Consider the following 23,672-nt stretch of genomic DNA (forward strand, 5'->3'; position numbering starts at 1 on the left):
TCCGGGTGCCATGTCCTCACTGCACGGTTGTTATTGGCAAAAAGGGATCGCCGCATAGACCTTCAGGTCGACCAGGATTCCCTCCGCCGTCCGCCTGCGTAGCCAGTCGAGCAGTTGCTTCAGCGGCACGTGGTGGACGGTGATATCTTCGTGCTCGTCTCCGCCGCCCGCGGCGGTCCTGGTCAGCCCTCGCGCCAGCATCAGGGTCATCGTCTCGTTGGACATTCCCGCCGAGGCCGCGCCACAGGCCACCGGCTCGATGCTCGCGGCCACGTATCCCGTCTCTTCCATCAGTTCGCGATGCGCCGCGGTTTCGAGCGATTCATCTCTGCCGGCGTCGGTGTCGCCGACGAGCCCGGCCGGCAGCTCGATCACACGAGCCTGCAGCGGCGGGCGAAACTGCTCGACAAGCACCAACTCTCCCTCATCGGTCACGGCAATGATCCCGACGATCCCGCTGATATTGCACCGCTCGATGCATTCATATCGCCCCCGCACCACCGCCCGAAGAAACCGCCCTTGCCATACAATCTGTCTGTCCACGCGATACCTCCTTCTCAATACGGCGGCAGCAGCCGTCGCAGGCCGTGCGCCAGAACAATCATCAGCAACAACATGTTTCGCAGCAGCACGCCCGGCCAGAAGAGCCGCGGCGCATTGGCCGCCTTGCCCTCGGCCAACTGCCGCGCCAGATTCTTAATCCAATCAACCGTCCGCGGCCACTCGAACAAACCTTTAATCCACTGAGCAGGAATTCCTTCCAGCCCCGCCGATGCGCCCGCCAGAGCGCCGACAATCGCGCCGACGGTATCGCTGTCGCCGCCAAGCAGCACGGCCTCCTCCACGCTGCGGCGAAAGTCGCCGCGATATCGCAGCCAGCAGAAGATCGCTGCCGGTACGGTGTGGTTGATATAGCCGCTGATGCCTATGCCCATGCCCATCTCGGTTGCGAACTCGGCTGGCGACGCGCCCGCCGCCAACTGCTGCCGGGCCGCAGCCAAGTACTGTTTCAACTGCTGCCCTTGGATCTGGGGCAGAACTTGCTCGAAGAAGTTCTCAGCATCTATTTCGCCCGCCGCCGCGTGTGCGGCGGCCGCGGCGATCACGTACGCGCCTTCTTCGGCTCGCGAGTCTGTGTGCGTCAGCCGCGTGGATGCTCGCGCCATCTCGCGCATCAGGTCCGGCCGGTCGGCCAACACCGCCCCGATAATCGGCGCTCGCATAGCCGGGCCATTGCCCGCCGAGCACACTCCGCTACGGTTGGCGGGCCAGCCTGACAGGAGCTTCATGCACGCCTTAGCCGTGCCCATGCCGATCCCGGGCGGTAGCGACAGGAACCATCCCCGCAGCCGCCAGGCCAACGATCGCGCGAACTTCGCCGGGTTATCGCTATGTGCCAGCAAGGCCTGCGCCGTCATGCAGGCATGTTCCGTGTCGTCGCTGAACATCCCGCGCCCAAAGAGCAGCCGGTGCTCCAGCGGCGCCGGCCCAAACAGCCGCATCGCCCGCCGCCGTGACAGTCCCTCCCTCGGCAGGCCGATAGCGTCCCCGATCGCCGTGCCGACCAGAAGGCCCGCCAGTCCGGCGTACGTCACGGGATGCATTTCGAATGAGTTCATTGTGCCTCACACCGGCCCGTCAACAACTTCTTGGCGAAGGACTCGATCATTTCGTGCTGGGCAAGCTTGTAACGCCAGCTTTGCGGGATATCCGAGTAACCGTAGTACGCGCCGGCAAGTTGGCCGTAGATCGCTCCGGTGGTGTCGGCATCGTCGCCAAGATTGACGGCCGCCAGGCACCCGTCGCGGAAGTTCGTCGAGTGATCGAACGCCCACAAGGCCGCTTCCATGGCGTCGACCACGTACCCGGTGCCGCGAATGGCCGGCGGCTGCTTGTGCTTGAACGAGCCCGCGGCCACCGCATCCACCTCTGGGCACAGCGGGTGGGTCTGCCAATAGTCGGCGGCCGGACAGTATCGCTGCGACAGAAGCGTCTGCTTGTCCACGCCATTCAGCGCCGCCACGATCAACCCGCCGTAGTACCGGCACGCGTCCACAGCCGTCGTCGCGCCATGCGTAGTGCGAGAGCTATCGCCGGATCGCTCTATCGCCACAGCCGCATCGCCGGCGAAGAACATCGGCACCGGGGCCAATCGCATCAATGATCCATTACCGGCCGCGTGCGGATCAGTCGAACCGCAATACGGTTCTCCGCTTCGCATGAACTGCTGCAGCGCGGCGCGGGTTGTGCCGCCGATGTCAAAGCACCGTCCGGTGCAACTGAATTGCCCGTGCTTGTACCATTGCACATAGCGTCGAAGCTGGTCGGCGGCGTCGAAGCCCTTCATCTCGACGAGGCTATCGGCCAGACACAGCGCCATGGACGTGTCATCAGTCCACTGCCCGGGCTTGAGCCCGAAAGGCCCGCCGCCGATCATGTCCTTGATCGGTGAGAAACTCCCAGGCGGCTGAAACTCCAGCGCTGTTCCGACCGCGTCTCCGACAGCCAAGCCAATCAATGCCCCAAGATAACGTTCAGTCAGCGTCATGACAGGCTCCCTGCGCGAGCAGCGCGATGAATCCTCGTCCACCCGATGCCCCGGTAGTTCCGGCGGGCGATCGTGACGGCCAGGATCGTCAGAGTCGCCGGCATCTGGAGCACAATCGCGCGCCACCAGACCAGCGATTCAAACCACAGCAGGGCGCACGCGTTGACCATGAACAGCATGGCCCAGATGATCTCGAACCGTCTCCCGACGCGAAACACGTTGCAGAACAGAAAGAAATGGCCCAGGACAACCGGCAGGAACAAACCGACTGGACCCAGCGCTGACCACAGAACCCATGTCAAGGGTACTGCGGCCGCCACGGCCACCGCATCCTGCAGCGAGAACCTGAAGCCTTTGTGCCGTTGTGCATTCCACCATGGCAGTGTGTCTTCAGACATCGAACACCTTCCTTTGCACGTTGCCCATTCGGTCGAGTGTGACGGTCAACTGTCCAAAGCGTCCACCGAAGTTCTGCGTCCGCAGGTCGCGGCAGATCAGCTTGAGCCCTTCGCTGCACGGTTGGGCCTCAACGACGTGATATTCGCTCGACAGGCTCCGCATCATCACGTACTCCGGGACGCTGGCCAGCAGCGGGGCATACTGCTCGTCCATCGTGAGGCACCGGCCCCGCGTACGGCGCGTCCCGTTGATTGCGTTGATGAGATACAGTTCCGCGAGGCCGCCGGCATCGACGTGGCAACCGTAGAAATGCCACCATGAGCCCGGGACAAGGCTGTCGCCGGGGGTGATCGCGAGTTCTCGTGCTCGCCGTGCCAGCACCGCCCGGAGCGTCCACCATCCGGCAATGAATATGGCGAAAATGACCGCCGGTAAGGCGGAAAACCCTTCATGCAAGGCGCTGTAAATACACGCCGTGCCCAAGGTAGTCGTGACGGCCACCGTGACGGCGTCGGTGAAAAACATCCAGTTCAGGGCCACACGCCGGCGCACAAACGGCCACATGATCGTCGTGCCATACGTGTTGGCAAAGTCCATCAGGGAATGAATCATCATGCCCGCCCCCAGGGCGGCCGGCGCCCACAACTCCGGCCAGCCCATCCAATGCCACGCGCCCGTCATCGCCAGAGTCATAACCGCGATGCACGGCAGCGAATGTGTGAGTGTCTGGTGAAAGCGCAGGAACGCCTTTTTGCCCCAGCATCGCGACAGGACGTCCAGGTCGGGAAGAAGCGATCCGAATACGATGGCGGCAGCGGTCAGCGGCCGCTGAACAGCCAGAGGCGTCGCAATAGTTACGCCCGTCATGACATGTGTAATGATGTTCATGCGCAGTCCAATGTTTTCAAGGTATTCACGGCGCCTCTAATTCTCATGCAGGTGCAGCTGCGTGCGCTTTTCGCCTTCGACCCGGATCAGGCGGTCGGGGTTCTGGTACTGGGCGACGAGGTATTTCGTCAGGTCCACCTGCAGGGCCTGCATGGCTCGCAGCAGGTCGACGCGCTGGGCGTCGGCGGCCTTGCGGTGCTCCAGGTCGATCGCGTTGAGGCGCTGCGTGGCGGCGGCTTCGTTTTCCTGCTCCTGCGTGCGGGCTCGGAGCTTTTCATCGTGCCCCAGGCGCTCCAGGGCGATGCGGTGCTGGGCCTGGGCCTGCTCCATCTGACGTTGCTGGTCGGCCCGGGCGGCCTCGCGGGCCAGGCGCAGGTCCGCCAGTTCCTGGGCCTGTCGCTCGGTCTCGGCTTCGAGCTTGAGCTTGGTGCGGGCCTGGATCGCCGCGTCATGCATGGCCTGGAGCTTCTCGCCGGCGAGGTACCCGCGATAGACCACCTTGCTGATCCGGTAGCCGATGCGGGTGGCCCGCTGGGTGAGGTTGGCGTAGGCCGACAGGTCGTTGAGCTTCTCGGTCTGGCTCTTGAACTCCTCGAACGTCCGCCGCCCCACGTAGTCGATCACGTCGGCCGATACCGCGTTGACGAAATCGGCGATCGGGTCGTGGGTCTGGTCGAGCATCCGCTCGATGTCGGCCAGTTCGAAGAAGATCATCAGCTCGATCACCAGCAGCGCGTCGTCGGCCGTGCGCACCTCGGGCACGTCGAAGTACATCTGGTCGGGGATGGTCCAGAGCGTCCTGAACTTGAGGCCGTGGGGAACCTTGCGGTGCGGGTTTCGCGGGTCGGCCCCGTGCCACGAGAACTCGTGCAGCCATTCCTTCTCGCTGGGGACGAATACCGCCGGCCCGTGCACGACGCGCCGCAGTACCTTGCCGTCCTCGCGTGCGTAAACGACGACGGCCTCATGGGCGTTGATCGCCAGGGCCTCTTCGACAGTGATCTTCTCGTGCAGCACCGGATCCCAGAAGATCGACGCCGGCCCGCGCACGTTCTGGCAGTGCCCGTCGCAATAGCGAACGGCCAGGTACTGGCTGGCTTCGGCGCTGAACAGCTGCAGCCGCTGGGCCGTCTGGCGAAACAGAAAGACCCGCCGCGGCCCATCCACCACCCGCATCCGCCCGCTCTTATCCCAAACCGCAACCCGCTCTCCCTGTCTGATGGTGATGAGTTTCATGGTCGTTCTCCTGTCATGGCGTATGCATTGGAGTTTGCCCGGTCGGCACGGCATCGATGGCGGCGACAGCTTGTCGCAGACGTTCGTCGTGCGAACCGGTCAACCGCAGCCAAGGCCGGCCTGTGGCGGTCAGTTCCGCAACGAAAGTGTCCTGCATTGCCTGTCGCACGTGCTGGCCGTCGCGCGTGCCGTCCTGAACCCAGGGAATGTCCGTCTCGCACAGCAGGTAAAGCGCGTAGAAGCCCTGTCGCTCAGCCGCGAGGCGCTCGACGGCGGGGCTGCGGCAGTCCTGCATGTATCGCCGGTGCCAGATGGCGGTGGCGAAGGCGTCGGTATCGACGATCAGAAGGCGATTGGCTTGGCGGGCCAGCAGATCCTCGCGCCGCGCGTGCTCGCGGGCGATATGCTCGAACTCGACCGAGTCCCACTGCTCCAGCGTGCCGTTGGCGAGTTTGACGTCGCAATACTCGCGGCCGTATTCGGCCATCCAAACCGTGTGGTAGTGATCGGCCAACGCCGCGGCGAGGGTGGTCTTGCCGGTGGATTCCGCGCCGACCAGACAAACGCGCCGCATATACCACGCTCGGACGCACGGCGCCAGATAGTCCAGGTGCGCCAGCGGGTCGTTGCGGATCATCGTGGCCGAGCAGGGCACCTGCCCGCGCTGCGGATCCACGTTGACGTGGACGGCCCCAAGGCAGCGGGCGTAGGTGTCGCCATAGGCCTCAGAGGAAAAGACCGCATCGGGGGCGAGGCCCAGAATCTGCCGTGTGTACGCCGCCCAGCCCGCTGAATCATCATCGGCCGGCACGTCCAGCACCGAAAGGACGTGAGCAGTTGGGCACATCTCCCGCAACCACTCGACGCGCCGGGCGATGGGGATCGTCTGGGAGGCGTTGAAGCACGCCAGCACGTAGACCTCGTCGCACTTCGCCAGGGCCGTCTCGATCAGCAACTGGTGCCCGCGGTGGGGCGGGTAGAACTTGCCCGCGATCACGCCTGTGCGGAACGGTTTCATGCTTCGCCTCCCGCCGCGGGCTGCAGGCTGGCGGCGGCCAGCGTGCGGCGCCACTGCCACAAGCCGGCCACGCACAGGCCCAGAAACAGCACGTACAGCCCGGCCGTCAGGTAGATCTGCCGATCGATGTAGAGCTGGATCGAGATTAAATCGACAAGGATCCAGACCCACCAGTGCTCGAAGCGCTTGCGGTTGAGCAGGTATTGAGCGGCGATGCTCAGGACCGCAGTCGCGGCGTCGCGCAGCGGCGCGGCGTCGCCCAGATACGCCAGCAGCACCGACATGCCATACGTGAGGGCGGCCGCGAGTGGCGGCAGCACAATCCACTCCCAGCGACGGGCGCGAGTGATGGTCAGTCGCGTGCGGCTGGGCCCGCCGTAGAGCCAGCTCCACCAGCCGATCACTCCCAGGACAAAGAAGACGACCTGGAGGCTCATGTCCGCGTACAGCCGCGCGCCCAGGAACACGACGAACAGGAAGACGTTGTTGCCAAGCCCGACCGGGAAGTTGGCGATCTTGGCATCGACTGTGAGCAACACGCAGAACGCGCCGGTGGCAAAACCCAACGCTTCGGTCAGTGACGTCGGAATCCACTGCCGCCACGCCGCCACCACCAGCACCGCCGAGGCGACAGTGCAGAGGCCATACTTCAGCCAGCCCACGACTGTGCCTCGTGAAGCAGCAGGCGCCTGCACTGGCGAGATCGCTTCCTGTTCAATTGACGAGAGGCTCATGGTCTTCCTTCTTGTTGTTCGGGGGCAAGTTGCCGGGCAAAGACCTCCCGGGTGTGGCCGATGGTGTCGAAGATTGCAAAGGTGGTTGTTTTGACGCGTGTGCCCCAGGTGATAAGGCTTTGTTCAAACGCCTTGGCCACGACGGCCGGATCATTGCCAAATACGCCGCAGCCCCACGCGCCAAGCACCAGATGGCTGTAGCCGCGCGCAACCGCAAGAGCCAGCACGTGGTCGACGCGTTGGCGCAGGACTCCTTCCACATCCGCAATCTGGAGGCTGCCCGCTCGCATCGCCCCGATGTTCGGGGCCGGCATGGTTACAAAGCTTGTGACAAATGGCTCCTCGATCAGCTGGTCCTCATCGTCGCGGAACACCGGCACCGATGGGCTGTAGATGGCATGGTCGGTATAAAGCAACGTGCCGCAGGTGCGGTTGGCTTGGTAATACTCCGGGCACTTCAGCAAACACGGATACAGCCCTGAAGCTCTGGCCAGGCTTTCCTCCTGGGCTTGTGAGCCACCGAGAAATCCGCCGCCGGGATTCTTGGCCGAGGCGAAGTTCAACGCCAGCACACGACTGCCCGGCACGCAAGATAACCGCCGCGCCGCCGCCAGTGTGGTTTCCGCGGTAACCTCGATCATCGTAGGGTGATCGGCTTGCGGCACCGCCTGTGCAGCGGCATGGATCTCTGCCCAGTTCTGCGGGCGGAGCAACTCGGTACCCTGTTGGCTCTCCTCGATCATCGGTCCAAGATCGACTCGTCGTCCGAGCGGACTGAGGTAAAAGCCTTTCTCTACGATCGCCAGCGTTTCCTGCGCGATGGCCGACCTGTCATTGCGATTGGCCGCTTTCATCAGGGCACCTCCGTCGCATCGACGCCACATGTACCCGCGCGCCGCAGTTCGTCGCGCACCTGCATCAGCAGCTCACCCAGGCGGTTGCGCCCGCTGCCGTCGCCGCCATCGCCCCAGTAACGATCCTTCTTAGCACGCTCGACGATCCGTGCCTCACCCGTCGCTAACAGCATCTCGCGCAGGTCGGGGTGCTGGGAGAACTTTGCCCGCAGGGCCGCCAGCATTACGGCGTCCTTGACCTGCTCCCAGTCCGGTCTGATTGGGACACGGCGGCTGCGGCCCAGACGCGCGGCAATCATCGGCGAGGGCGTCTGGCGTATCCTCACGGCATGCTCGGTACGTGGGAACTTTTGAGCCTGAAAGTAATGCTCGCTTGTTGGCCATATCTGCCCGTCCAGTTCGATTGGGTATGCGGCGAAGTTCGACAAATACCCGTTCTCGCTCTTGGTGCTGTAGAAGATGATTTCGTTCACGGTTACGCTGCCTTTCTGGTTTCGAGGAGGTGGCGGCTGGTCAGGATGATGGCGCCGGCGGTGGCCATTTCTTCGATGGCGCGGGCGGCGACGCCTTCTTTAACGTTCACGCCGCGGCAGCCGTCGATCACCACGTGCGTGCGGTAGCCCAGGCCCAGGGCATCCAGGGCCGTGAACTTCACGCAGTAGTCCGTCGCCAGACCCATCACGAACACCTCGCCCACGCCGCGGGCGGCCAAGTACTCGCCCAGCGCCGTGGCCTTGCGGTGGGCGTTGTCGTAGAACGCGCTGTAGCTGTCGATGAGCGCCTCGGTGCCCTTGCGGATGACCTTGTCGATGCCGGCCACATTCAGCCCGGCCGCCAGCTCAGCACCAGGCGTCCCCTGCACGCAGTGGTCCGGCCAGAGGATCTGCTCCAGCCCGGCCAGTTCCGCCATCTCGCCGACCTTGCGGCCGTGAGTGCTTGCGAAAGAGCCATGGGCGGGCGGGTGCCAGTCCTGCGTGGCCACGACCACGTCAAACAGGTCCATCAGTCGGTTGGCCACGCCGACGACCTCGTCGCCTGCGGGCACGGGCAGCGCTCCGTCGGGGCAGAAGTCGCTCTGGATGTCCACCAGGATCAGGGCCCGTCGCGTGTTCTTCGTGTTGTTCATGTTGTTTGTAGTGTTGTTCATGGCCTGTTCCTTTCCGGCTGCACGGGCGAGGGGCCCGTGCCATAGGTCAGATCTCGAAGTTAAAGCCTTGCTTGACCAGGGCGTCGTATCGCTTCTTGTCGAAGCGGTACAACTGGGCCGCCCGGTGGGCCACGTCGGTCTCGACCTCGTCGAGCCCCTGCAGAATCCCCATGGCCAGGATCTTCTTGCGGAAGTTGCGCTTGTCCAGGGGGCGGTCGAGCACCTTCTCGTACATCCGCTGGAGCTGCGTCAGCGTGAACTTGCCCGGCAGCAACTCAAAGCCGATGGGCTGGTAGCGAACCTTGCCCTGCAGGCGATCATGGGCAACGTCGAGGATGCGCTGATGGTCGAACGCCAGCGTCGGCGCGTCCTCCAGGGCAAACCAGGCCGCGTTGCGGGCGTCGGAGGCGCCCTTGACGGCGAAGTCGCCCAGCTTGACCAGGGCGTAGTACGCTACCGTGACGACGCGCCCGCGGGGATCGCGGCCGACATCGCCGAAGGTGTAGAGCTGCTCGAGAAAAACGTTTGCCACACCCGCCTCTTCCGCCAGTTCGCGTCGGGCGGCGTCCTCCAGCGACTCGTCCATCCGCACGAACCCGCCGGGCAGGGCCCATTTGCCTGCGAAGGGTTCCAGGTCGCGCTGGATCAGCAGGACCTTGAGGTCTTCGTCGTCAAGCCCGAAGACCACACAATCCACCGTCAGAGCCGGCCGCGGATATTCGTACGTGTGTGCCATGGTTCCGTTCCTTTCGTGTCACTTATACACTATGATTAGTGTAGGTAGGACACTATGTCAACCAGGAAATGCAAAAATATTATCTGCGACGGCAATGATCATTGCGGCGGCAGCATCTTTAAGGCATGTGGGGCATGTTGGAGGGCGAGACAGGCTGTTGCGCTGCCGAACGTCCTTGAGTGCTGAGGGAACTCGGCGCCGCCTCTGTGGTCATGACAGAAACTCGCTGCCGCAACTCGGCCAGCTCTCTTTCGAAGCCGCCGGAGAGGATGGGGAAGCGGCACCAGGTTTTGGGGTCGAGGTTTTTGTCGTCGAGATGAAAGCTGGGGGCATAGCGTTCGCGCTTCCACTGGTTGCGGCACCACAGGCGGAAGAAGCGATCGATCCACGCGGCCAACTGCCCGCGGCCGTGCTGGGGGAACTCTGCCAGCATCAATTCGAAGACCTCGACGGGGGTCTTCTTGTCGCGAATGGCGGCCCGTTCGATGGCGTCGAGCAGGTCGTAGGGCATGAGGTCGGCTTCGTCGGTCTGAGCCTGTTCGCTGGGGCGAAGCTCCGCTGTAGGCTGCTGGACATTCACCGCGTGCAACTGCGGGATCGGGCCCAGGCCGTGCGGGCCGGCGGCCTCGAGCCACCGCAGATAGCGGCGGATGAACGCCTTGTCGATCCCGGCGATGGGGGATAGCCCGCCGCAGGTGTCGCCGTCCATCGTGGCGTACCCGACGGCCGCCTCGCTGCGATTGCTCGTGGCCAGCAGCAGGGCGCTTCGCAGGTTCGCGATCATCCACACCCCCGGCGCCCGCACGCGCGCCTGGATGTTCTGCAGGGCGATGTCGTCGCTCTGCCAGGCGAGCCTGCGGCCCAGAGCGCCCTCGACGGCCGCCACGTAGCCTTTGAAGAACGGATCGACGTCCAGCTCGATGAACTCTGCCCCGACGGCCTCGGCGACCTGGCGGGCGGCGCTGCGCGTGGTGTCGGAGCTGTTGGCTGTGGACTGGTAGACGCATGTCAGCAGTGCCCGCACGATCTGCTGCTCGCTGCTGCCTTGGAGGCCGAAATACCCCAGCCGCTTCTTGAATGCTTCCACGCCGAGGGCGGCACACGCTCTGCGGACCATCATCGCGACCAGGCACGTCACCAGTGACGAGTCCGCACCGCCGCTGAGCGACACGACGAATCCGCGCGAGCGGCTCTTGCGCAGATAGTCGAACAGCCCCAATGTCATCGCCCGCGTGAACTCTTCTTCCTGCACGCTGGGCCCGTACTCCCAGCCGGGCTGATCGGCCGCGGGGCGGCAGAGCGGCCCGGCGGCGTAGTCGAAGGGCGCGCGGATGCACGCGCCGTCGCCGGCGGCCGGCGTGAAGCTGCCTGTACGCGACTGCGCCAGGCGCGTGGCGTCGATATCCACCACGGCCGAGGTCACGGCGAAGCTCTCGAAGCCAAAGCGCGGCCCCGCGGCGGCCATCGCGCCGCCGGTGGCGATCAGGGCCCCGCCGTCGTAGATGGCGCGCCCGGCCTCGTTGCCCAGCAGGTTGCTGTAGACGTATGTGCAGCCGAACGCGCGGCTGCCCTCGAGCACGAAGCGCTTGCGCACGGCGATCTTCCCGAAGGCGAAGTGGCTGGCTGAGGGGTTCAGGATGATGTCGACGCCATGCTGGGCAAGATCGCCGCCGGGCCGCTTGGCCACCCAGGCATCTTCGCAGATCTCAAACCCGATCCGCACGCCGCCGATATCAAAGAACAAATCGCCCATGCGGTAAGTGCGGCCGTCGAGCTCCACCTCGGCGGCCACGCCGGCCGGCCAGGGCTTGAACCATCGCGGCTCGTAGTGCAGCCCCTCGCCGGCCAGATGCTGCTTGGCGACAAAGCCCAGGACGTTGCCGTCGGCCACGAGACAGGCTGTATTGAACAAGGCATTGTGATACAGCACCGGCAGGCCCAGTGAGACGATGATGCCGCGCGTGGCGGGCAATATCTCCTGCAGCACTTGGCGGGCCATCCGCCGCAGCCCCGGCGAGGCGAACGCGTCCTCGCAGCCATAACCGCAGAGGCACATCTCCGGCAGACAGAGGATCTGCGCCCCGTCAGCCCTGGCGGCCTCGATCGCCCCGAGAATAGCCGCCTTATTGCCGTCCCAATCCAGCGGCGTAGTGTTGACGATCCCGGCGGCGACCTTGATGAGTTTCATGATTTCTTCCCGGCGAGATTCTAAGCGTTCAGGCCCCGTGCCGCGAGAATCAACCGCGTCTTGAGGTCGTGCAGGTTCTTCTCAAGACCGGCCGGGTATTCGTGCGGATTGAGGAATCGCTTGATGCCTTCGTGCAGGGCGGCAAGTTGCTCCTGCGTGCGGCTACGGACGTCGGCCAGGGCGGGCAGGTCATAGACGCATCGGCCGCCGCGAAAGACCGGCACCAGCAGGTCCTGCCATGGCGTATCTTGCGGGACGATCTTCTGCCGCGTGGGATCCTTCACGTCGACAATGGTGGTCTGGCCCTGCGGCAGACCCGTCAGTTCATCGAAGATCATGTCGGCCAGGAACTGCCCGTCATGGCGGAAGCGGCGCACCTGCAGCATGCCGGGCGTTGAAGTCTTGATGACCTGCTCGGAGAGCTTGACCTTGTGCTGCCACGGCTGGCCGGGGCGTTGGATAGCGGATAGCTTGTACACGCCGCCAAGGGCCGGCTCGTCGAAGGCCGTCGCCAGGCGCGTGCCGACCGCCCAGACCGAAATCTTGGCGTCCTGCTGCTTGAGGCTGGCGATGATGTGTTCGTCCAGATCGTTGCTGGCGACGATGAAGGCGCTGCCGAAGCCGGCCGCGTCAAGCATCTTGCGGGCCTCGATGCTCAGGTACGCCAGGTCGCCGCTGTCCAGGCGGATGCCCAGCATCTCCCCGCCGCGCTGCCGCAGCCGCCGACCGGCCTCGATGGCCTTGCGCACGCCTTCCAGCGTGTCATAGGTGTCGACCAGAAAGATGCAGTTGTTGGGCATGGCCTGGGCATAGGCGTCGAAGGCCTCCAGTTCATCGTCGAAGCACATCACCCAGCTATGGGCGTGCGTGCCCTTGACGGGCATGCCGTACATCCGCCCGGCCAGCACGTTGGAGGTGGCGCTGCACCCGCCGACGTAGGCAGCTCGGCTGGCGGCCAGCGAGCCGTCGATCCCCTGAGCCCGCCGCAGGCCGAACTCCAGCACCGGCTCGCCCCGGGCGGCCTGGCAGATTCGCGCGGCCTTAGTGGCCACCAGCGTCTGGAAGTTGATCAGGTTCAGCAGCGGCGTCTCCAGCAGTTGGCACTGAAGCAGCGGGCCTCGCACCCGCACCAGCGGCTCGTGCGGGAAGACGGCTGTGCCCTCGGGCACGGCGTCAACGTCGCATGAGAACTCAATGGCGGCCAGGTAGTCCAGGAACGCCGGCTCAAAGAGCCCCTTGGCGTCGCTGCCCTTCAGAGTGCCCAGATACGCCAGATCGTCGCCATCGTAGCGGAAGGCCTTGAGGAAGTGGACGACGCTCTCCAGGCCGTTGACGATCGTGTAGCCGCCCTTGAACGGGTGCTTGCGAAACACCAGATGGAAGACGGCCTGGTCGTCGGTGTGGCCCAACTTCCAGTATCCATACGCCATCGTGAGCTGATACAGGTCCGTCAGCAGCGCCAAGGAGGGCTTGTAGATTGTCGTCGCGGCGTTCATGGGATCATTCCTTTAATGCCTTCGTGTTAATAATACACTTAGTTTTCCGTCGCGTCAAGCTGGAACGCGGAAATATGAAGATGAGGCTGGGGCATCAAGACACCCGTCGGGTGCCGAGGACTTCGCCGAGAGAGGCCGCTCAGGTCGCCACGGAATGTCTACCCGGCGGAGATTGTTCGCACCATCGCCACGATTCCTGCTTCTTACGTCGAATTATCGGAGTCGCTGCATATCTGAATTAGCCACGGGTCGACTATGAACTCCGACACTCCAGCCGCGTGACAAACGGTCTGCTGACGGCAATCGCCGACAGGCCTCGCGACTATGCCGTACATCAATCCGACGGATCCGGCAATGAGAGTGGTCATGGCGACCCACGAGAAACAGAACCGTCTCGCCCATGCCACCCGTATCGCCGTGCAGTGCGTAAGAACCCTGAGATCCTACCGCGCCCTGAAGTCGACGTTGGGGCCGTATCCGTTCTTGGGATCGACGACCGGATCGATAAACGGGTTGTGCTTGGCCAGGGTGGTCTTGACGAAGGTGTCGAAGCCCTTCTGCTGGCTCAGCCACACCATGGCGTCCTGGGACGGACCGCCGTTGGTCATGGGCAGATTCGCGATGGTCTTGAGTTTCTCAAGCATGGCGGTGCGCTTGGCGGCGTCAGTTTCTTTCCTGGCCAGCTCAATGTACCGGGTCAGGCAATTCAGCTTGGCGTGCCAGTAATGCAGCGGCTCCTTCAACAGGGCCAGCAGGGCGTCAGGCTTGTCGCCGGCGTCGGCGACCTTCTTGTCGAAGGCGTCGTACTTGGCCTGTTTGTCCAGGATCTTGGTCTTGAGCCATTCCATGATGGGCTTGTCGCAAGTGTGCGGAAAGTCGCCGTAGCCCGAGACCTCGTCGAAAAACGTGCTGTCGCCGCCGGCGGCTTTGACCGCCTCGTGCGACTTCAACTGGATGGCCCTGGCGCCGCCGGAGTTTCCGCCGACGAAGAACACCGGACGACCGCGAAGTTTCTCGGCCGTGACGGTGATGTGCTTGTTGTTGTTGCCTTCGATGAAGATGAATCCGTCCCAGGGGTCCATGAACCCGCGGGTGTAGAACTGGTCGGCGAAGTTGGTGTTCATGCCCCAGCTTCCCGAGGAGATTCCGGCCAGGACCACGGCGCCGTACTTGACGGGCGTGGCGGCGGCGAGAATCCGCAGCATCTGGGCGGCGTTTCGCGGGCCCGAGTCGAGGCGGGAGGTGTATTCGGCCAGCAGGATGATGAAGTCCTTGTTGCCGGTGATGCTGGTCCAGCGTCCGATGAACTTGCGCTGGTCGACGCCGCCGCCGAGGTGTACCACGACGGGATGAGCTTTCTTGGGATCGTAGTTCTCCGGCAGGTGGACGGACATCATGACCACCGAGGGACGGCTCCGGGTGCGGTGCGTGCTCTTGCCCAGGATCGGAACGGGCAGATGAAAGGTCGCGTTAGGCTTGAGCTGGTCTTCTTTGATGAGCTTGACGTCTTCGACGATGATCGGGCAGCAGTGCGGTCCCGCAGCGGCAGCGCCCGCCAGAGTCAGCAGCACAAGGCCACTCACGCAGCAGAGGATCATTTGTTTTGCCATGTTGTCACATCCCTTTCGCAAGAGTAGAGGGTTGCCCAGTGTTTGAAACGCCCGTTGTCACCGGGGCGACCGCGAATTCTGGGGCGCAAGGTGGAAAAGGTCAACCTTTATGTTGAGAGCCTGATGCCGTAGCGGTCCCAGTTCCTCTCGACGCGATGGAAAAGATCGCTGTCGAAGGCGACGCTTTGGCGGTAACCGCTCTTCCACGTCGCGTCGATGCAGATGGGGCATCGAAGGATCATGCGATTGCCGGCGGCGTCGCGACCCGCCGGGTGCAGGTCCACCAGCGGGTCGAAACGCGTGAACCAACCCCAGAGGATCAGCCTCGGGTCGTCCAACGGCACGTCCGGCCAGACCAGCACGTGCAAGAGATACTCCCGCGTGAGCGGATGGGCCGCCAGCGCCTCGCGCACGGCGGTTCTGTCGCCGGCGCGATCGATCTGGGCGACGAGCACGGCAGGGCCCAGGCGGGTCATCGCCAGGATATCCTTATGCACCGCACCCGGCAGCGGCGGCTCGGGCGGCGGCGGTTTCCGACGCGACCGGGCGGCGTCTCGCGTGGCCAGCAGGATCAGGCGGCTGCCCGTATTCATTGCCGGGCCGGTGAAATCCAGCGTGTCCTGGGCCGTCGGGGCCAGCAGGTGCAGGCCCTGGGCGGTATCGAGATTCTCCCACAGGGCGGCGCTGACCTGGGCGAAATCGTGCGTGTCGACATCCTCGTCGACGACGATCAGAACCTTCGTCAGCGACAACTGACCGCTGCCCAGCAGGCCCAGGGCGTGTTTGAGAGCCTCGTGGGCGTAGCGCTGCCTGACGGCCGCGACGGCGAGGGGATGGAAACCGGTCTCGGGATACGCCCAAACGCTCGCGACGCCCGGAAACGCCATCGTCAGCAGCGGGGCCATCATTTCCTGCAGCGCCTGGCCGATGTAGTAGTCTTCCTGTGGCGGTTTGCCGACGACCGTGGCTGGAAGGATCGCGTCCTTTCGCGCCAGCACGCGGTGGACGCGAAAGACCGGAAAGTCCGCGCTGTGGGAATAGTGTCCGAGGTGGTCGCCGAAAGGCCCTTCGCGGGCAACGTCGCCGGCGCTGACGGCGCCTTCGAGCACGAACTCCGCCGCGGCGGGCACGCGATGCCCCGTCGAGCGGCGATGGATCACATCGAGCGGGCGGCCCATGATCAGCGCCGCCAGCAACCGCTCGTCGAGCCCCTCGGGCAACGGGGCGATGGCCGCCAGCGTCAGGGCCGGCGGGCCGCCCAGGATCACGCTCACCGGCAGCGGCGCCCCCATCTGGCAGGCTTTGCGGAAGTGGAAGGCGCCGCCTTTTTCGATCTGCCAGTGCATGCCCGTGGCGGCGGAGCCCAGTCGCTGCAGGCGGTAGATGCCCAGGTTTCCCGCGCCGCTGACCGGGTCGACGGTATGCACCAGCGGCAACGTGAAGAAGGCCCCGCCGTCCAGCGGCCAGCACTTCAGGCACGGCAGGCGGTCCAGGTGCGGCGGGTCGAAACATTCCTGCAGGACCGGACCGGTGCGGACGCTCTTCATGCGGGCGCGCAGGAGGCGGCGGATGGGTCCGCGCGCCGACCAGACCGCCGCGGCCGTTGGCGGCACGAGACGCTGCGCCAGGCGGACAAGGCTCTGGCCGATCTCGCCCGGCTCGCACCCGAAGGCTTCTTTCACCCGCTGCGGCGTGCCGAAGAGATTGCTCACCAGCCGGTACGGCGAGCCTTTGACGCGCTCGAACAGCAGCGCCGGCCCGCCCTGGGCCTGCACGCGGTGCTGGATGATCGTGACCTCTTGGTCGGGGTCGACCTCGGCCGCCACTCGCACGAGTTGTCCCCGAGACTCCAGGAGGTTGATGAACGCTCGCAAGTCGGTGAGGCTCACGTGATCACCCCCGCCCCGCCGGCCAGCTTCTCCAACTGCGCCACGGCGGCGCGACCCGCCGAGCCCAGATCCACCGTAAAGTCGTTGACGAACATTTCGATATGCCGGGCCTGCACACCGGCATCTATTTCCTGCGCGTGCGCGTGGACATAGGCAGCCGCCCCTTGCGGATGGGCCAGGGCGTTCTCGACGCTCTTGCGCAGCAGCGCGTCGAAGGCGCGGATCGTCCGCTCGCCCAGGGTGCGCCGCGCGGCAATGCCGCCCAGGGGAATCGGCAGGCCGGTTCGCTCCTGCCACCACGCCCCCAGGTCGGCCACCAGGTGCAGCCCCCGGGCGCGGTAGACGAAACGCCCCTCGTGAATGAGTACGCCCGCGTCAGCCTCTCCGGCGGCGACCATGTTCATGATCTGGTCGTAACGCGTGAAGAAGCGATTCGCGGCCTGGGGAGCCCACAACCGAAACAACAGATTCGCGGTAGTCAACTCGCCCGGAACCGCCACGCATGCCCGTGCCAATTCGTCGGGATGCATCGGACGCCGGGCCACCACCAGCGGTCCGCAGCCGTAACCGATGGCCGATCCGGCGTTGAGCAGCTCATACTGTCCGCACACCCGCAGGTAGGCGGGAAACGACAGCTTGGTGATGTCGTATCGCCCTTCGAGGGCGGCGCGGTTGAGCGTCTCGACATCGTGCAGATGCACATCGAGATCATATCCGTCCAGGCGCAAGGTCCCTGCCGCCAGATCGTTGAAAATGAACGTGTCGTTGGGACACGGCGAATATGCCAGCGTCAAATTCAGGATGCAATCCTTTCCAGAGGCTATGCAAGAATAGGCCGCGAGTTTGAAATATCCCAACTATGACCCGGTGGCATAGCGACACGCGGCGGGTCGCCATAATGCTCTGCGCGAACCCATGGCGACGCGTTGAACAACCCATGTCGCTGCCACCGGGCCATCGCCGGGCGGCGTTCGACGGCAGCGGCGCTTGATGGGGCGTGGGCAAAGGGAGTATCATGAGCACTTTGCGGCGCCCTCGCGCCGACGTGTGAACATGAAACGCTTGCCCAAACCCAGCGCAGCGATGGTGCTGGCCGCTCTGATGGCCTGCGCGTTTCTGACGTCCCTTCCGGGGCGGCGGGTGGCCGAGCCTCTGCGCAACGTGACGAGCTACCTGTTCGTGGCCCCGGGCGAGGGGGCGATGTATTTCGTCAGCTATTTCAAGGGGCGGATCACGGCGCGGGCGCCGCGTCCGATCGCCGCCGACGAGGCCCGCGCCCTGCAGACGGAGAACACGCAGCTTCGCCAGCAGGTCTACAGCCTCGTGCAGCAGCGCGACCAGTGGTGGCAGCGGGCGACGATCATCGCCGGGCTGCGAAAGCAGTTCGGCGGGCGGTTTGGTCCCAGCCAGGAGTTCCCGTACGACATCATCCCGGCGTGGGTGGCGGGGGATGAGTCGCTGCCTTACGGCAGCGGGCGGGTCCTGAGCGTGCGGCAATCCGTCGCTTCGCGCAAGGGCGCTCCGGTGACGTCGTGGGTGCTCAAGACCGACCGCTCCAAGGCCATCGAGCCCACCGGAACCGCGGCCATCGCCGTCGAGATCGAACGCAAGCACCCGTACCTGCTCCAGATTACCGGTTCGGCGCTGGTGGGGCGGTTGACGCACACGTCGGACTTCACGGCGCGGATGCAACTGGTGACCGACGCGAACTTCAGCATCCAAGCCCGCATCCGCCGCAGGATCGACCGCCAGCACCCCCGGATGATCCGCCCCAAGGGCAGCAGCGAGTTCAAGCCGCTGACGCTTGAGAACAGCTTGATCGACAGCGTCCCGGCCAACGGCGACGGCAAAGAGTCGGTCCTCGTCGAGGGCGTATGGGACGGCGAGGGCGTGCGGGCGCGGGGATGGCTGGGACCGGGCGAAGCGTACAACCCGGAACTGCCCCCGCGAGCGGGCGACCAGCTCGTCACGCGCGACGACGAGATGTTCATGCCCGCCGAGGTGCTCATCGGCGAGGTGGTCGAGGTCACGCCCATTCCTGAACACGCCGGGTTCGTGCGACTCCGCGTCGAACCGGCGGTAAACCTGTCGGCCCTGCGCGAGGTGTACATCGTGGTTCCGCGCGGCGCCACCCCGGAGGCCTCGCCATGAGATGGACGCTCTTTGTGGTGGTGGCGTATGTTGTGCTGCTGATGCAGACGACGGTGGGCGGGCTGATCACATTCCCCTCGGCTTCGCTGGGCACGATCGGACCGGACCTGGTGGCGATCGTGGGGGTCTTCATCGCCCTGAATGCGCGCACGGCGACGATGGGAATGCTGGCGGCATGGGGCCTGGGGCTGGGCCTGGACCTGACGACGGCGACGGCCCCGGGCTGCGCCACGGCCATCGGACCGATGGCCATCGCCTACGCGGTGGCGGCGGGGGTGATCTTCTACATCCGCGAGGGGTTCTACTTCGAGCGCCCGCTGCCGCAGGCGTTTTTGGCGGCGGTGTTCTGCCTGATGAGCCACCTGCTGTGGGTGACGTACCAGTCGGTGCTGGCCCGCGGCGCGGTGCTGTGGGTATCGTACGGGCAGATGGTCCTGCAGGCGGTATTGCTGTCGATCTATACCGGTCTGTTGGCGCCGATCGGATATCTGCTGCTGCGCAAGTTGCGCCGCTGGCTGATCCCCGTGCCCGCGACCGCTCGCGGGCGGCGCGGAACCATCGGACACCGATGAGACCATGTACAAGTTCCGCATCAAATGCTTCATGGTATTGGCGGCCGTCGTCTTCCTCGCCATCGTCGCGCGCCTGGTGCACCTGCAGGGGTTCAGTTCGGAGGACTATCGCGAGCAGGCCGGAAAGATGCTCACCGACGTGAAGATGCTCTCGCCGGTGCGCGGGCTGATCACCGACCGCAACGGCAAGGTTCTGGCCGACAACCTGCCCTGGTACGAGTTGTGCCTCGAGTACGGCCTGCTCAGCGACGACGAGGCCTTTTACGAGAAGTGGTTCAAGCGCCAGCGCAGCCGCATCGTGAAAGAAGAGAAGGTGTCGTCCGAGCGGGCGACCACATTGCTGCGGCAGCGGATCCACGCCACGTGGGCGCGCGTGTACCAGATCGGGCTGTCTAACGGGATGGACCGCGACGCCGTCGACGCGCTGATCGAGCGGACGCGCCGTCGCGTCAACGCCATTCGCGACGCGGCGCGGATTTCGCCGGTGCTCGAGCAGTACCAGGCCCACCCGGTCGTTCCGGGCATGGCGACGATGGTCGACACGCAGGGCATGATCGGGGCGTCGGTGGTGCCCCGGCTCAAGCGGCACTATCCCTACGGCGCCTTGGCGTGCCATGTGATCGGGCTGACCGGGCAGGTCAACGACGTCGAGATGCGGCGGTTGAATCTTCCCCGCGAGCAGGGCGACGACCTGGAACGCCTGCGCCGCAACTACCGCGGCGGCGACATCATCGGCAAACGCGGCGTCGAGAAGATGTGCGAAGAGGCTCTGCGGGGCAACCGCGGGTATCGAAAGCTCGACCGCCGCACCGGCGAGCCTCTCGAGGACGGCGAACCGGCCATCCCCGGCGCCGCCGTAAAACTCACCATCGACATTGACCTGCAGCGAGAGTTGACCGACCTGCTGGCCTCAACCGGAAGCAACGGCAGCATCGCCGTCGTTTCGGTGCAGACCGGGCAGGTCCTGGCGATGGTGTCGTGGCCGACCTTCGACCTTAACGAATACGGGCGCCAGTATTCCAAGCTGGTCAAGGACGACCTGAACTTTCCGCTGCACAACCGGGCGGTGACGCGCCTGTACCCTCCGGGCTCGACGCTCAAGCCGCTGTCGGGCCTGGCGGCGCTGCAACTGGGACTTGTCCAGGGCGACACGCAGTACGAGTGCCGCGGGTATCTGATCAATCCCAGTTCGTTCCGGTGCTGGATCTGGCCCTCGGCCCACATCGGTCACGGCATGCTCGACGTGGTCGGCGCGCTGCAGCACAGCTGCAACGTGTTCTTCTATCATGCCGGCGAGTTGGTGACGGCGGAGCGCCTGGTCGACTGGTATCGCCAGTGGGGCCTGGGCGACGTGGCCGGGACCGGACTGCCCGAGGAAAGCCGGGCGCAACTGCCCAGCGCGAGCTGGCTGAACCGCCATCCCGGTCCGGGTGCGGCGCGCCTGATGGGCATCGGCCAGGGACCGGTAGTGGTCACTCCAATGCACGTGGCCAACTACATGGGGGCCATCGCCCGCAGGGGTGAGTTCGTCTCGCCGTCGCTGGTGGTTGGGGGTGCCGCTCCGCAGGCGCGGCGGCGGATCGGCGTCGACGCGCGTTATATCTCGCTGATTCAGGAAGGGATGTACAAGGTAGTCAACGACTCCGACGGCACCAGCTACGATGTCTTTCACCGCTCGGTGCTGGCGGCGCCGGAGGTGGAGGTCTGCGGCAAGACGGGCACGGCCACGGTCCCGCCGCAGCGATGGCAGGGGATGAGCGTGCGCCAGGGCGACATGGCCTGGTTCGCCGGCTACGCCCCGCGCGAGAACCCGCAGATCTCCTTCGCGGTGGTGGTCGAGTACGTCGTCGGCGGCGGCAGCCGCAACGCCGGTCCGCTGGCGCGCGAACTGGTCAAGTTCTGCTGCAAGCGGGGCTACGTCAATCAGCGCCCGGCGCCCCAGGATGCCGCGGCAACCGACGGAGAGGCGCCATGACGGCTATCATCCGGCGCTATCTGCGGCTGAACATCTGGCCGATCATCGTGGCGATGGTCGCCCTGATGGCGATCGGGATCGTGGCCATCAGCGTCTCGGACCGGACGGAACTGGCCGGCAAGCAGGCGGCGTTCATGGTGGTGGGGCTGGTGGCGTTCTTCGTGATCACCCTGGTGCCGTACCCGCGGTTTGGCAAGGCCGCCTATGCCCTCTTTGGCGTCACGCTGCCGCTGCTGCTGATGATGCTGGTTCCGCGCCTGCTCAAGACCGACGCGCTGAACTGGCTGATCCCGTCGATCAATGGCGCCCGCCGCTGGATCAATTTCGGTCCGATCATGTTTCAGCCCTCGGAACTGGCCAAGCTTTCATTCATCCTGATGCTGGCGTGGTACCTGCGCTACGGCGACCACTACCGCACGCTGTCGGGGCTGATCCCGCCGTTCATCCTGGCGCTGGTGCCGATGTTCCTGATCCTCAAGGAACCGGACCTGGGCACCAGCCTGCTGCTGTTGCCGACGCTGTACTTCATGCTCTTCATGGCCGGGGCGCGCCTGCGCCACCTGCTGGGCATCATCGCCGTGGCGACCGTGCTGATGCTGCTGCCGCGGCCGGTCGACGTTTCCGGCCTGCCCGCCGCCGAGGCGTCCGACCGCCAGGCGCTGTCGTACGCGAACATGAAGTTCCAGGGGCGTCCCTACGCCGTCATGCCCGTCATGCTCTCGGTGATGGAACCGCACCAGTTGCGGCGCATTGAGGGCTGGCTGGGGCAGGGCGATCCGGACAAGGCCGGCGACGAAGGCTACCAGTTGCGCCAGTCGAAGATGATCCTGTCGGTCGGCGCGCTGTTCGGCGGCGGGGGATGGAACGAGATCAACCAGTTTTATCGCACGCTGCCCGAGCGCGAGAGCGACTTCATCTTCGCCGTTATCGGCGGGCAGTGGGGCATCGCCGGCTGCCTGACCGTGCTGCTGATGTACGCGGTAATCTTCATCTGCGGCGTCGAGATCGCTGTGGGGACCCACGACCCCTTCGGGCGACTGCTGGCGGTGGGCGTGGCCGCTCTGATGTTTTCGCAGGTGGTGGTCAATATCGCCGTCGTGATCGGCCTGATGCCCGTAACCGGCATGACGCTGCCGCTGGTCAGCTACGGCGGAACCTCGCTGGTGATCAACTGTTCTGCCCTGGGGCTGCTGGTCAACGTCGCCCAGCGCCGCCCCATCTCGCTGGCGCCGCGACCGTTCGAGCACGGCGCCAAGGAAGGCCCCGAAGCACCGTATGGCCCCATGAGCACCGGCGAACCGGAACGACGCTCTCGGAACCGCTGACCATGAGCGAACCGCCGCACATCCCGTGGCCGCTTGACTGTCCGCTCGAGGGCGCCCGCCGCCCGCAGCCGCGGACCCTGCGCCTTGCAGACGGCTACGAGACGGGCATGCTCGTCCATTCGCCGCGCGGGCCTGCGGCGGGTCCGTGCGTATTGTACCTGCACGGGATTCAGTCTCACCCGGGGTGGTTCGCCGGAAGCGCTGCGGCACTGGCCGATCATGGCTGCCGCGTCTATCAGATCGAGCGCCGCGGCAGCGGGCACAATCGCACTGATCGCGGACACGCACGCTCGGCGGGGCAGCTCCTGGCCGACCTCGACGCCGCCGCCGCCCTGATCGTGCGGGAGAACCCCGACCGCTCCCTGGCACTGGCCGGACCCAGTTGGGGTGGGAAGCTGGCGGCCGCATACTGCCTCTGGCCGCGGCGCCGCGCGGCGATCGCGTCGCTGACGATGATCGCGCCCGGAATCGCTGCCATGGTGGACGTTCCGGCGGCGACGAAACTGGCCGTGGCGCTGTGCCTGCTGGCGGCCCCGAAGGTCCGCCTGGCGATTCCGCTGGACGACGATGAGCTCTTCACCGACAACCCGGCGATGCGGGAGTACCTTCGGGCCGACACGCTGAGGCTCCGCAAGGCCAGCGCCGCCTTCATGTTTGCCAGCCGCGTGCTGGACCGCATGATCGCCCGGGCGCCCGACGGTTCGCTGAACGTTCCGTGTACGCTGCTGCTGGCGCGGCGCGAACGCGTCATCGACAACAAAGCAACATCGAAGGTCGTGACACGACTGACCGCCGATCGGGCGCAGCGGGTTGAGTTCGACGCCGCACACGTGCTGGAGTTCCAGAGCGACCCCGCCGCGTTTTACCAGGCGCTGCTGCGGGGCGTTCAATTCTCAAAGGCCTGAA

22 protein-coding genes are annotated in these 23,672 nt (G+C 65.2%); 5 read left to right on the plus strand and 17 right to left on the minus strand.

The window, feature by feature from the left end; all coding sequences use genetic code 11:
- Positions 1 to 30: 30 nt before the first annotated feature.
- From ABFD92_02405 to ABFD92_02485, 17 genes are all read right to left on the minus strand, one after another.
- The gene (locus ABFD92_02405) at positions 31 to 543 is read right to left on the minus strand and encodes an NUDIX hydrolase (protein ID MEN6503367.1); all 513 of its coding nucleotides are present in this window, start codon (positions 541 to 543) and stop codon (positions 31 to 33) included.
- A 14-nt stretch (positions 544 to 557) separates the two neighbouring features.
- Positions 558 to 1,619 (minus strand): ADP-ribosylglycohydrolase family protein, encoded by a 1,062-nt coding sequence (locus ABFD92_02410; protein MEN6503368.1) that lies wholly within the window; start codon positions 1,617 to 1,619, stop codon positions 558 to 560.
- The gene (locus tag ABFD92_02415; protein MEN6503369.1) at positions 1,616 to 2,548 is read right to left on the minus strand and encodes an ADP-ribosylglycohydrolase family protein; all 933 of its coding nucleotides are present in this window, start codon (positions 2,546 to 2,548) and stop codon (positions 1,616 to 1,618) included. The genes ABFD92_02410 and ABFD92_02415 overlap by 4 nt, the downstream gene beginning before the upstream one ends.
- Positions 2,545 to 2,946 (minus strand): hypothetical protein, encoded by a 402-nt coding sequence (locus ABFD92_02420; protein MEN6503370.1) that lies wholly within the window; start codon positions 2,944 to 2,946, stop codon positions 2,545 to 2,547. Before ABFD92_02420 ends, ABFD92_02415 begins: the two co-directional genes overlap by 4 nt.
- Positions 2,939 to 3,835: a metal-dependent hydrolase gene (locus ABFD92_02425; GenBank protein MEN6503371.1), complete on the minus strand. Its 897-nt coding sequence runs from the start codon at positions 3,833 to 3,835 to the stop codon at positions 2,939 to 2,941. Before ABFD92_02425 ends, ABFD92_02420 begins: the two co-directional genes overlap by 8 nt.
- 36 nt (positions 3,836 to 3,871) lie before the next feature.
- Positions 3,872 to 5,071: a hypothetical protein gene (locus tag ABFD92_02430; GenBank protein ID MEN6503372.1), complete on the minus strand. Its 1,200-nt coding sequence runs from the start codon at positions 5,069 to 5,071 to the stop codon at positions 3,872 to 3,874.
- A 13-nt stretch (positions 5,072 to 5,084) separates the two neighbouring features.
- Complete coding sequence (locus ABFD92_02435) at positions 5,085 to 6,089, minus strand: AAA family ATPase (GenBank protein MEN6503373.1); 1,005 nt, start codon at positions 6,087 to 6,089, stop codon at positions 5,085 to 5,087.
- Positions 6,086 to 6,823, minus strand: coding sequence for a nicotinamide riboside transporter PnuC (gene pnuC / locus ABFD92_02440; GenBank protein MEN6503374.1), 738 nt, complete (start codon positions 6,821 to 6,823; stop codon positions 6,086 to 6,088). Before pnuC ends, ABFD92_02435 begins: the two co-directional genes overlap by 4 nt.
- A complete protein-coding gene (locus ABFD92_02445) occupies positions 6,820 to 7,677 on the minus strand; it encodes a TIGR02452 family protein (protein MEN6503375.1) in 858 nt (285 codons plus the stop codon). The genes pnuC and ABFD92_02445 overlap by 4 nt, the downstream gene beginning before the upstream one ends.
- Positions 7,677 to 8,150 carry an NADAR family protein gene (locus ABFD92_02450; protein MEN6503376.1) on the minus strand — a complete coding sequence of 158 codons (474 nt, stop codon included), beginning with the start codon at positions 8,148 to 8,150 and terminating at the stop codon, positions 7,677 to 7,679. The genes ABFD92_02445 and ABFD92_02450 overlap by 1 nt, the downstream gene beginning before the upstream one ends.
- 2 nt (positions 8,151 to 8,152) lie before the next feature.
- Positions 8,153 to 8,824, minus strand: a complete 672-nt coding sequence (gene pncA / locus ABFD92_02455) for a bifunctional nicotinamidase/pyrazinamidase (GenBank protein ID MEN6503377.1) — start codon at positions 8,822 to 8,824, stop codon at positions 8,153 to 8,155.
- A gap of 46 nt (positions 8,825 to 8,870) precedes the next feature.
- Positions 8,871 to 9,560: an NUDIX domain-containing protein gene (locus ABFD92_02460; GenBank protein ID MEN6503378.1), complete on the minus strand. Its 690-nt coding sequence runs from the start codon at positions 9,558 to 9,560 to the stop codon at positions 8,871 to 8,873.
- 118 nt (positions 9,561 to 9,678) lie between these two features.
- Positions 9,679 to 11,748, minus strand: coding sequence for an NAD(+) synthase (gene nadE / locus ABFD92_02465; protein MEN6503379.1), 2,070 nt, complete (start codon positions 11,746 to 11,748; stop codon positions 9,679 to 9,681).
- Between the two features lie 20 nt (positions 11,749 to 11,768).
- Complete coding sequence (locus ABFD92_02470) at positions 11,769 to 13,244, minus strand: nicotinate phosphoribosyltransferase (GenBank protein ID MEN6503380.1); 1,476 nt, start codon at positions 13,242 to 13,244, stop codon at positions 11,769 to 11,771.
- A 443-nt stretch (positions 13,245 to 13,687) separates the two neighbouring features.
- Positions 13,688 to 14,854: a hypothetical protein gene (locus ABFD92_02475; GenBank protein ID MEN6503381.1), complete on the minus strand. Its 1,167-nt coding sequence runs from the start codon at positions 14,852 to 14,854 to the stop codon at positions 13,688 to 13,690.
- A gap of 107 nt (positions 14,855 to 14,961) precedes the next feature.
- Positions 14,962 to 16,743 carry a UbiD family decarboxylase gene (locus tag ABFD92_02480; GenBank protein ID MEN6503382.1) on the minus strand — a complete coding sequence of 594 codons (1,782 nt, stop codon included), beginning with the start codon at positions 16,741 to 16,743 and terminating at the stop codon, positions 14,962 to 14,964.
- Complete coding sequence (locus ABFD92_02485; protein ID MEN6503383.1) at positions 16,740 to 17,537, minus strand: 1,4-dihydroxy-6-naphthoate synthase; 798 nt, start codon at positions 17,535 to 17,537, stop codon at positions 16,740 to 16,742. The genes ABFD92_02480 and ABFD92_02485 overlap by 4 nt, the downstream gene beginning before the upstream one ends.
- Before the next feature lie 259 nt (positions 17,538 to 17,796).
- Between ABFD92_02485 and ABFD92_02490 the strand changes: the two genes are divergently transcribed.
- From ABFD92_02490 to ABFD92_02510, 5 genes are read left to right on the plus strand one after another with little or no spacing between them, the layout of a single operon-like run.
- On the plus strand, positions 17,797 to 18,894 hold the full coding sequence (locus ABFD92_02490) for a rod shape-determining protein MreC (GenBank protein MEN6503384.1): 1,098 nt from the start codon (positions 17,797 to 17,799) through the stop codon (positions 18,892 to 18,894).
- On the plus strand, positions 18,891 to 19,466 hold the full coding sequence (locus ABFD92_02495; protein ID MEN6503385.1) for a hypothetical protein: 576 nt from the start codon (positions 18,891 to 18,893) through the stop codon (positions 19,464 to 19,466). Before ABFD92_02490 ends, ABFD92_02495 begins: the two co-directional genes overlap by 4 nt.
- A gap of 4 nt (positions 19,467 to 19,470) precedes the next feature.
- The gene (locus ABFD92_02500; GenBank protein MEN6503386.1) at positions 19,471 to 21,441 is read left to right on the plus strand and encodes a penicillin-binding transpeptidase domain-containing protein; all 1,971 of its coding nucleotides are present in this window, start codon (positions 19,471 to 19,473) and stop codon (positions 21,439 to 21,441) included.
- Positions 21,438 to 22,766: an FtsW/RodA/SpoVE family cell cycle protein gene (locus tag ABFD92_02505; protein ID MEN6503387.1), complete on the plus strand. Its 1,329-nt coding sequence runs from the start codon at positions 21,438 to 21,440 to the stop codon at positions 22,764 to 22,766. The genes ABFD92_02500 and ABFD92_02505 overlap by 4 nt, the downstream gene beginning before the upstream one ends.
- Before the next feature lie 2 nt (positions 22,767 to 22,768).
- A complete protein-coding gene (locus ABFD92_02510; GenBank protein ID MEN6503388.1) occupies positions 22,769 to 23,671 on the plus strand; it encodes an alpha/beta fold hydrolase in 903 nt (300 codons plus the stop codon).
- Position 23,672: the final 1 nt, after the last annotated feature.

The organism is Planctomycetaceae bacterium (assembly GCA_039680605.1).
Classification (GTDB): domain Bacteria; phylum Planctomycetota; class Phycisphaerae; order SM23-33; family SM23-33; genus JAJFUU01.

What these genes read in the sequence shown, in the direction of transcription:
- ABFD92_02410 (MEN6503368.1), bottom strand. Translation starts at nt 1,619, where the DNA reads ATGAACTCATTCGAAATGCATCCCGTGACGTACGCCGGACTGGCGGGC.
- ABFD92_02415 (MEN6503369.1), bottom strand. Translation starts at nt 2,548, where the DNA reads ATGACGCTGACTGAACGTTATCTTGGGGCATTGATTGGCTTGGCTGTC.
- ABFD92_02420 (MEN6503370.1), bottom strand. Translation starts at nt 2,946, where the DNA reads ATGTCTGAAGACACACTGCCATGGTGGAATGCACAACGGCACAAAGGC.
- ABFD92_02425 (MEN6503371.1), bottom strand. Translation starts at nt 3,835, where the DNA reads ATGAACATCATTACACATGTCATGACGGGCGTAACTATTGCGACGCCT.
- ABFD92_02430 (MEN6503372.1), bottom strand. Translation starts at nt 5,071, where the DNA reads ATGAAACTCATCACCATCAGACAGGGAGAGCGGGTTGCGGTTTGGGAT.
- ABFD92_02435 (MEN6503373.1), bottom strand. Translation starts at nt 6,089, where the DNA reads ATGAAACCGTTCCGCACAGGCGTGATCGCGGGCAAGTTCTACCCGCCC.
- pnuC (MEN6503374.1), bottom strand. Translation starts at nt 6,823, where the DNA reads ATGAGCCTCTCGTCAATTGAACAGGAAGCGATCTCGCCAGTGCAGGCG.
- ABFD92_02445 (MEN6503375.1), bottom strand. Translation starts at nt 7,677, where the DNA reads ATGAAAGCGGCCAATCGCAATGACAGGTCGGCCATCGCGCAGGAAACG.
- pncA (MEN6503377.1), bottom strand. Translation starts at nt 8,824, where the DNA reads ATGAACAACACTACAAACAACATGAACAACACGAAGAACACGCGACGG.
- ABFD92_02460 (MEN6503378.1), bottom strand. Translation starts at nt 9,560, where the DNA reads ATGGCACACACGTACGAATATCCGCGGCCGGCTCTGACGGTGGATTGT.
- nadE (MEN6503379.1), bottom strand. Translation starts at nt 11,748, where the DNA reads ATGAAACTCATCAAGGTCGCCGCCGGGATCGTCAACACTACGCCGCTG.
- ABFD92_02470 (MEN6503380.1), bottom strand. Translation starts at nt 13,244, where the DNA reads ATGAACGCCGCGACGACAATCTACAAGCCCTCCTTGGCGCTGCTGACG.
- ABFD92_02475 (MEN6503381.1), bottom strand. Translation starts at nt 14,854, where the DNA reads ATGGCAAAACAAATGATCCTCTGCTGCGTGAGTGGCCTTGTGCTGCTG.
- ABFD92_02490 (MEN6503384.1), top strand. Translation starts at nt 17,797, where the DNA reads ATGAAACGCTTGCCCAAACCCAGCGCAGCGATGGTGCTGGCCGCTCTG.
- ABFD92_02495 (MEN6503385.1), top strand. Translation starts at nt 18,891, where the DNA reads ATGAGATGGACGCTCTTTGTGGTGGTGGCGTATGTTGTGCTGCTGATG.
- ABFD92_02500 (MEN6503386.1), top strand. Translation starts at nt 19,471, where the DNA reads ATGTACAAGTTCCGCATCAAATGCTTCATGGTATTGGCGGCCGTCGTC.
- ABFD92_02505 (MEN6503387.1), top strand. Translation starts at nt 21,438, where the DNA reads ATGACGGCTATCATCCGGCGCTATCTGCGGCTGAACATCTGGCCGATC.
- ABFD92_02510 (MEN6503388.1), top strand. Translation starts at nt 22,769, where the DNA reads ATGAGCGAACCGCCGCACATCCCGTGGCCGCTTGACTGTCCGCTCGAG.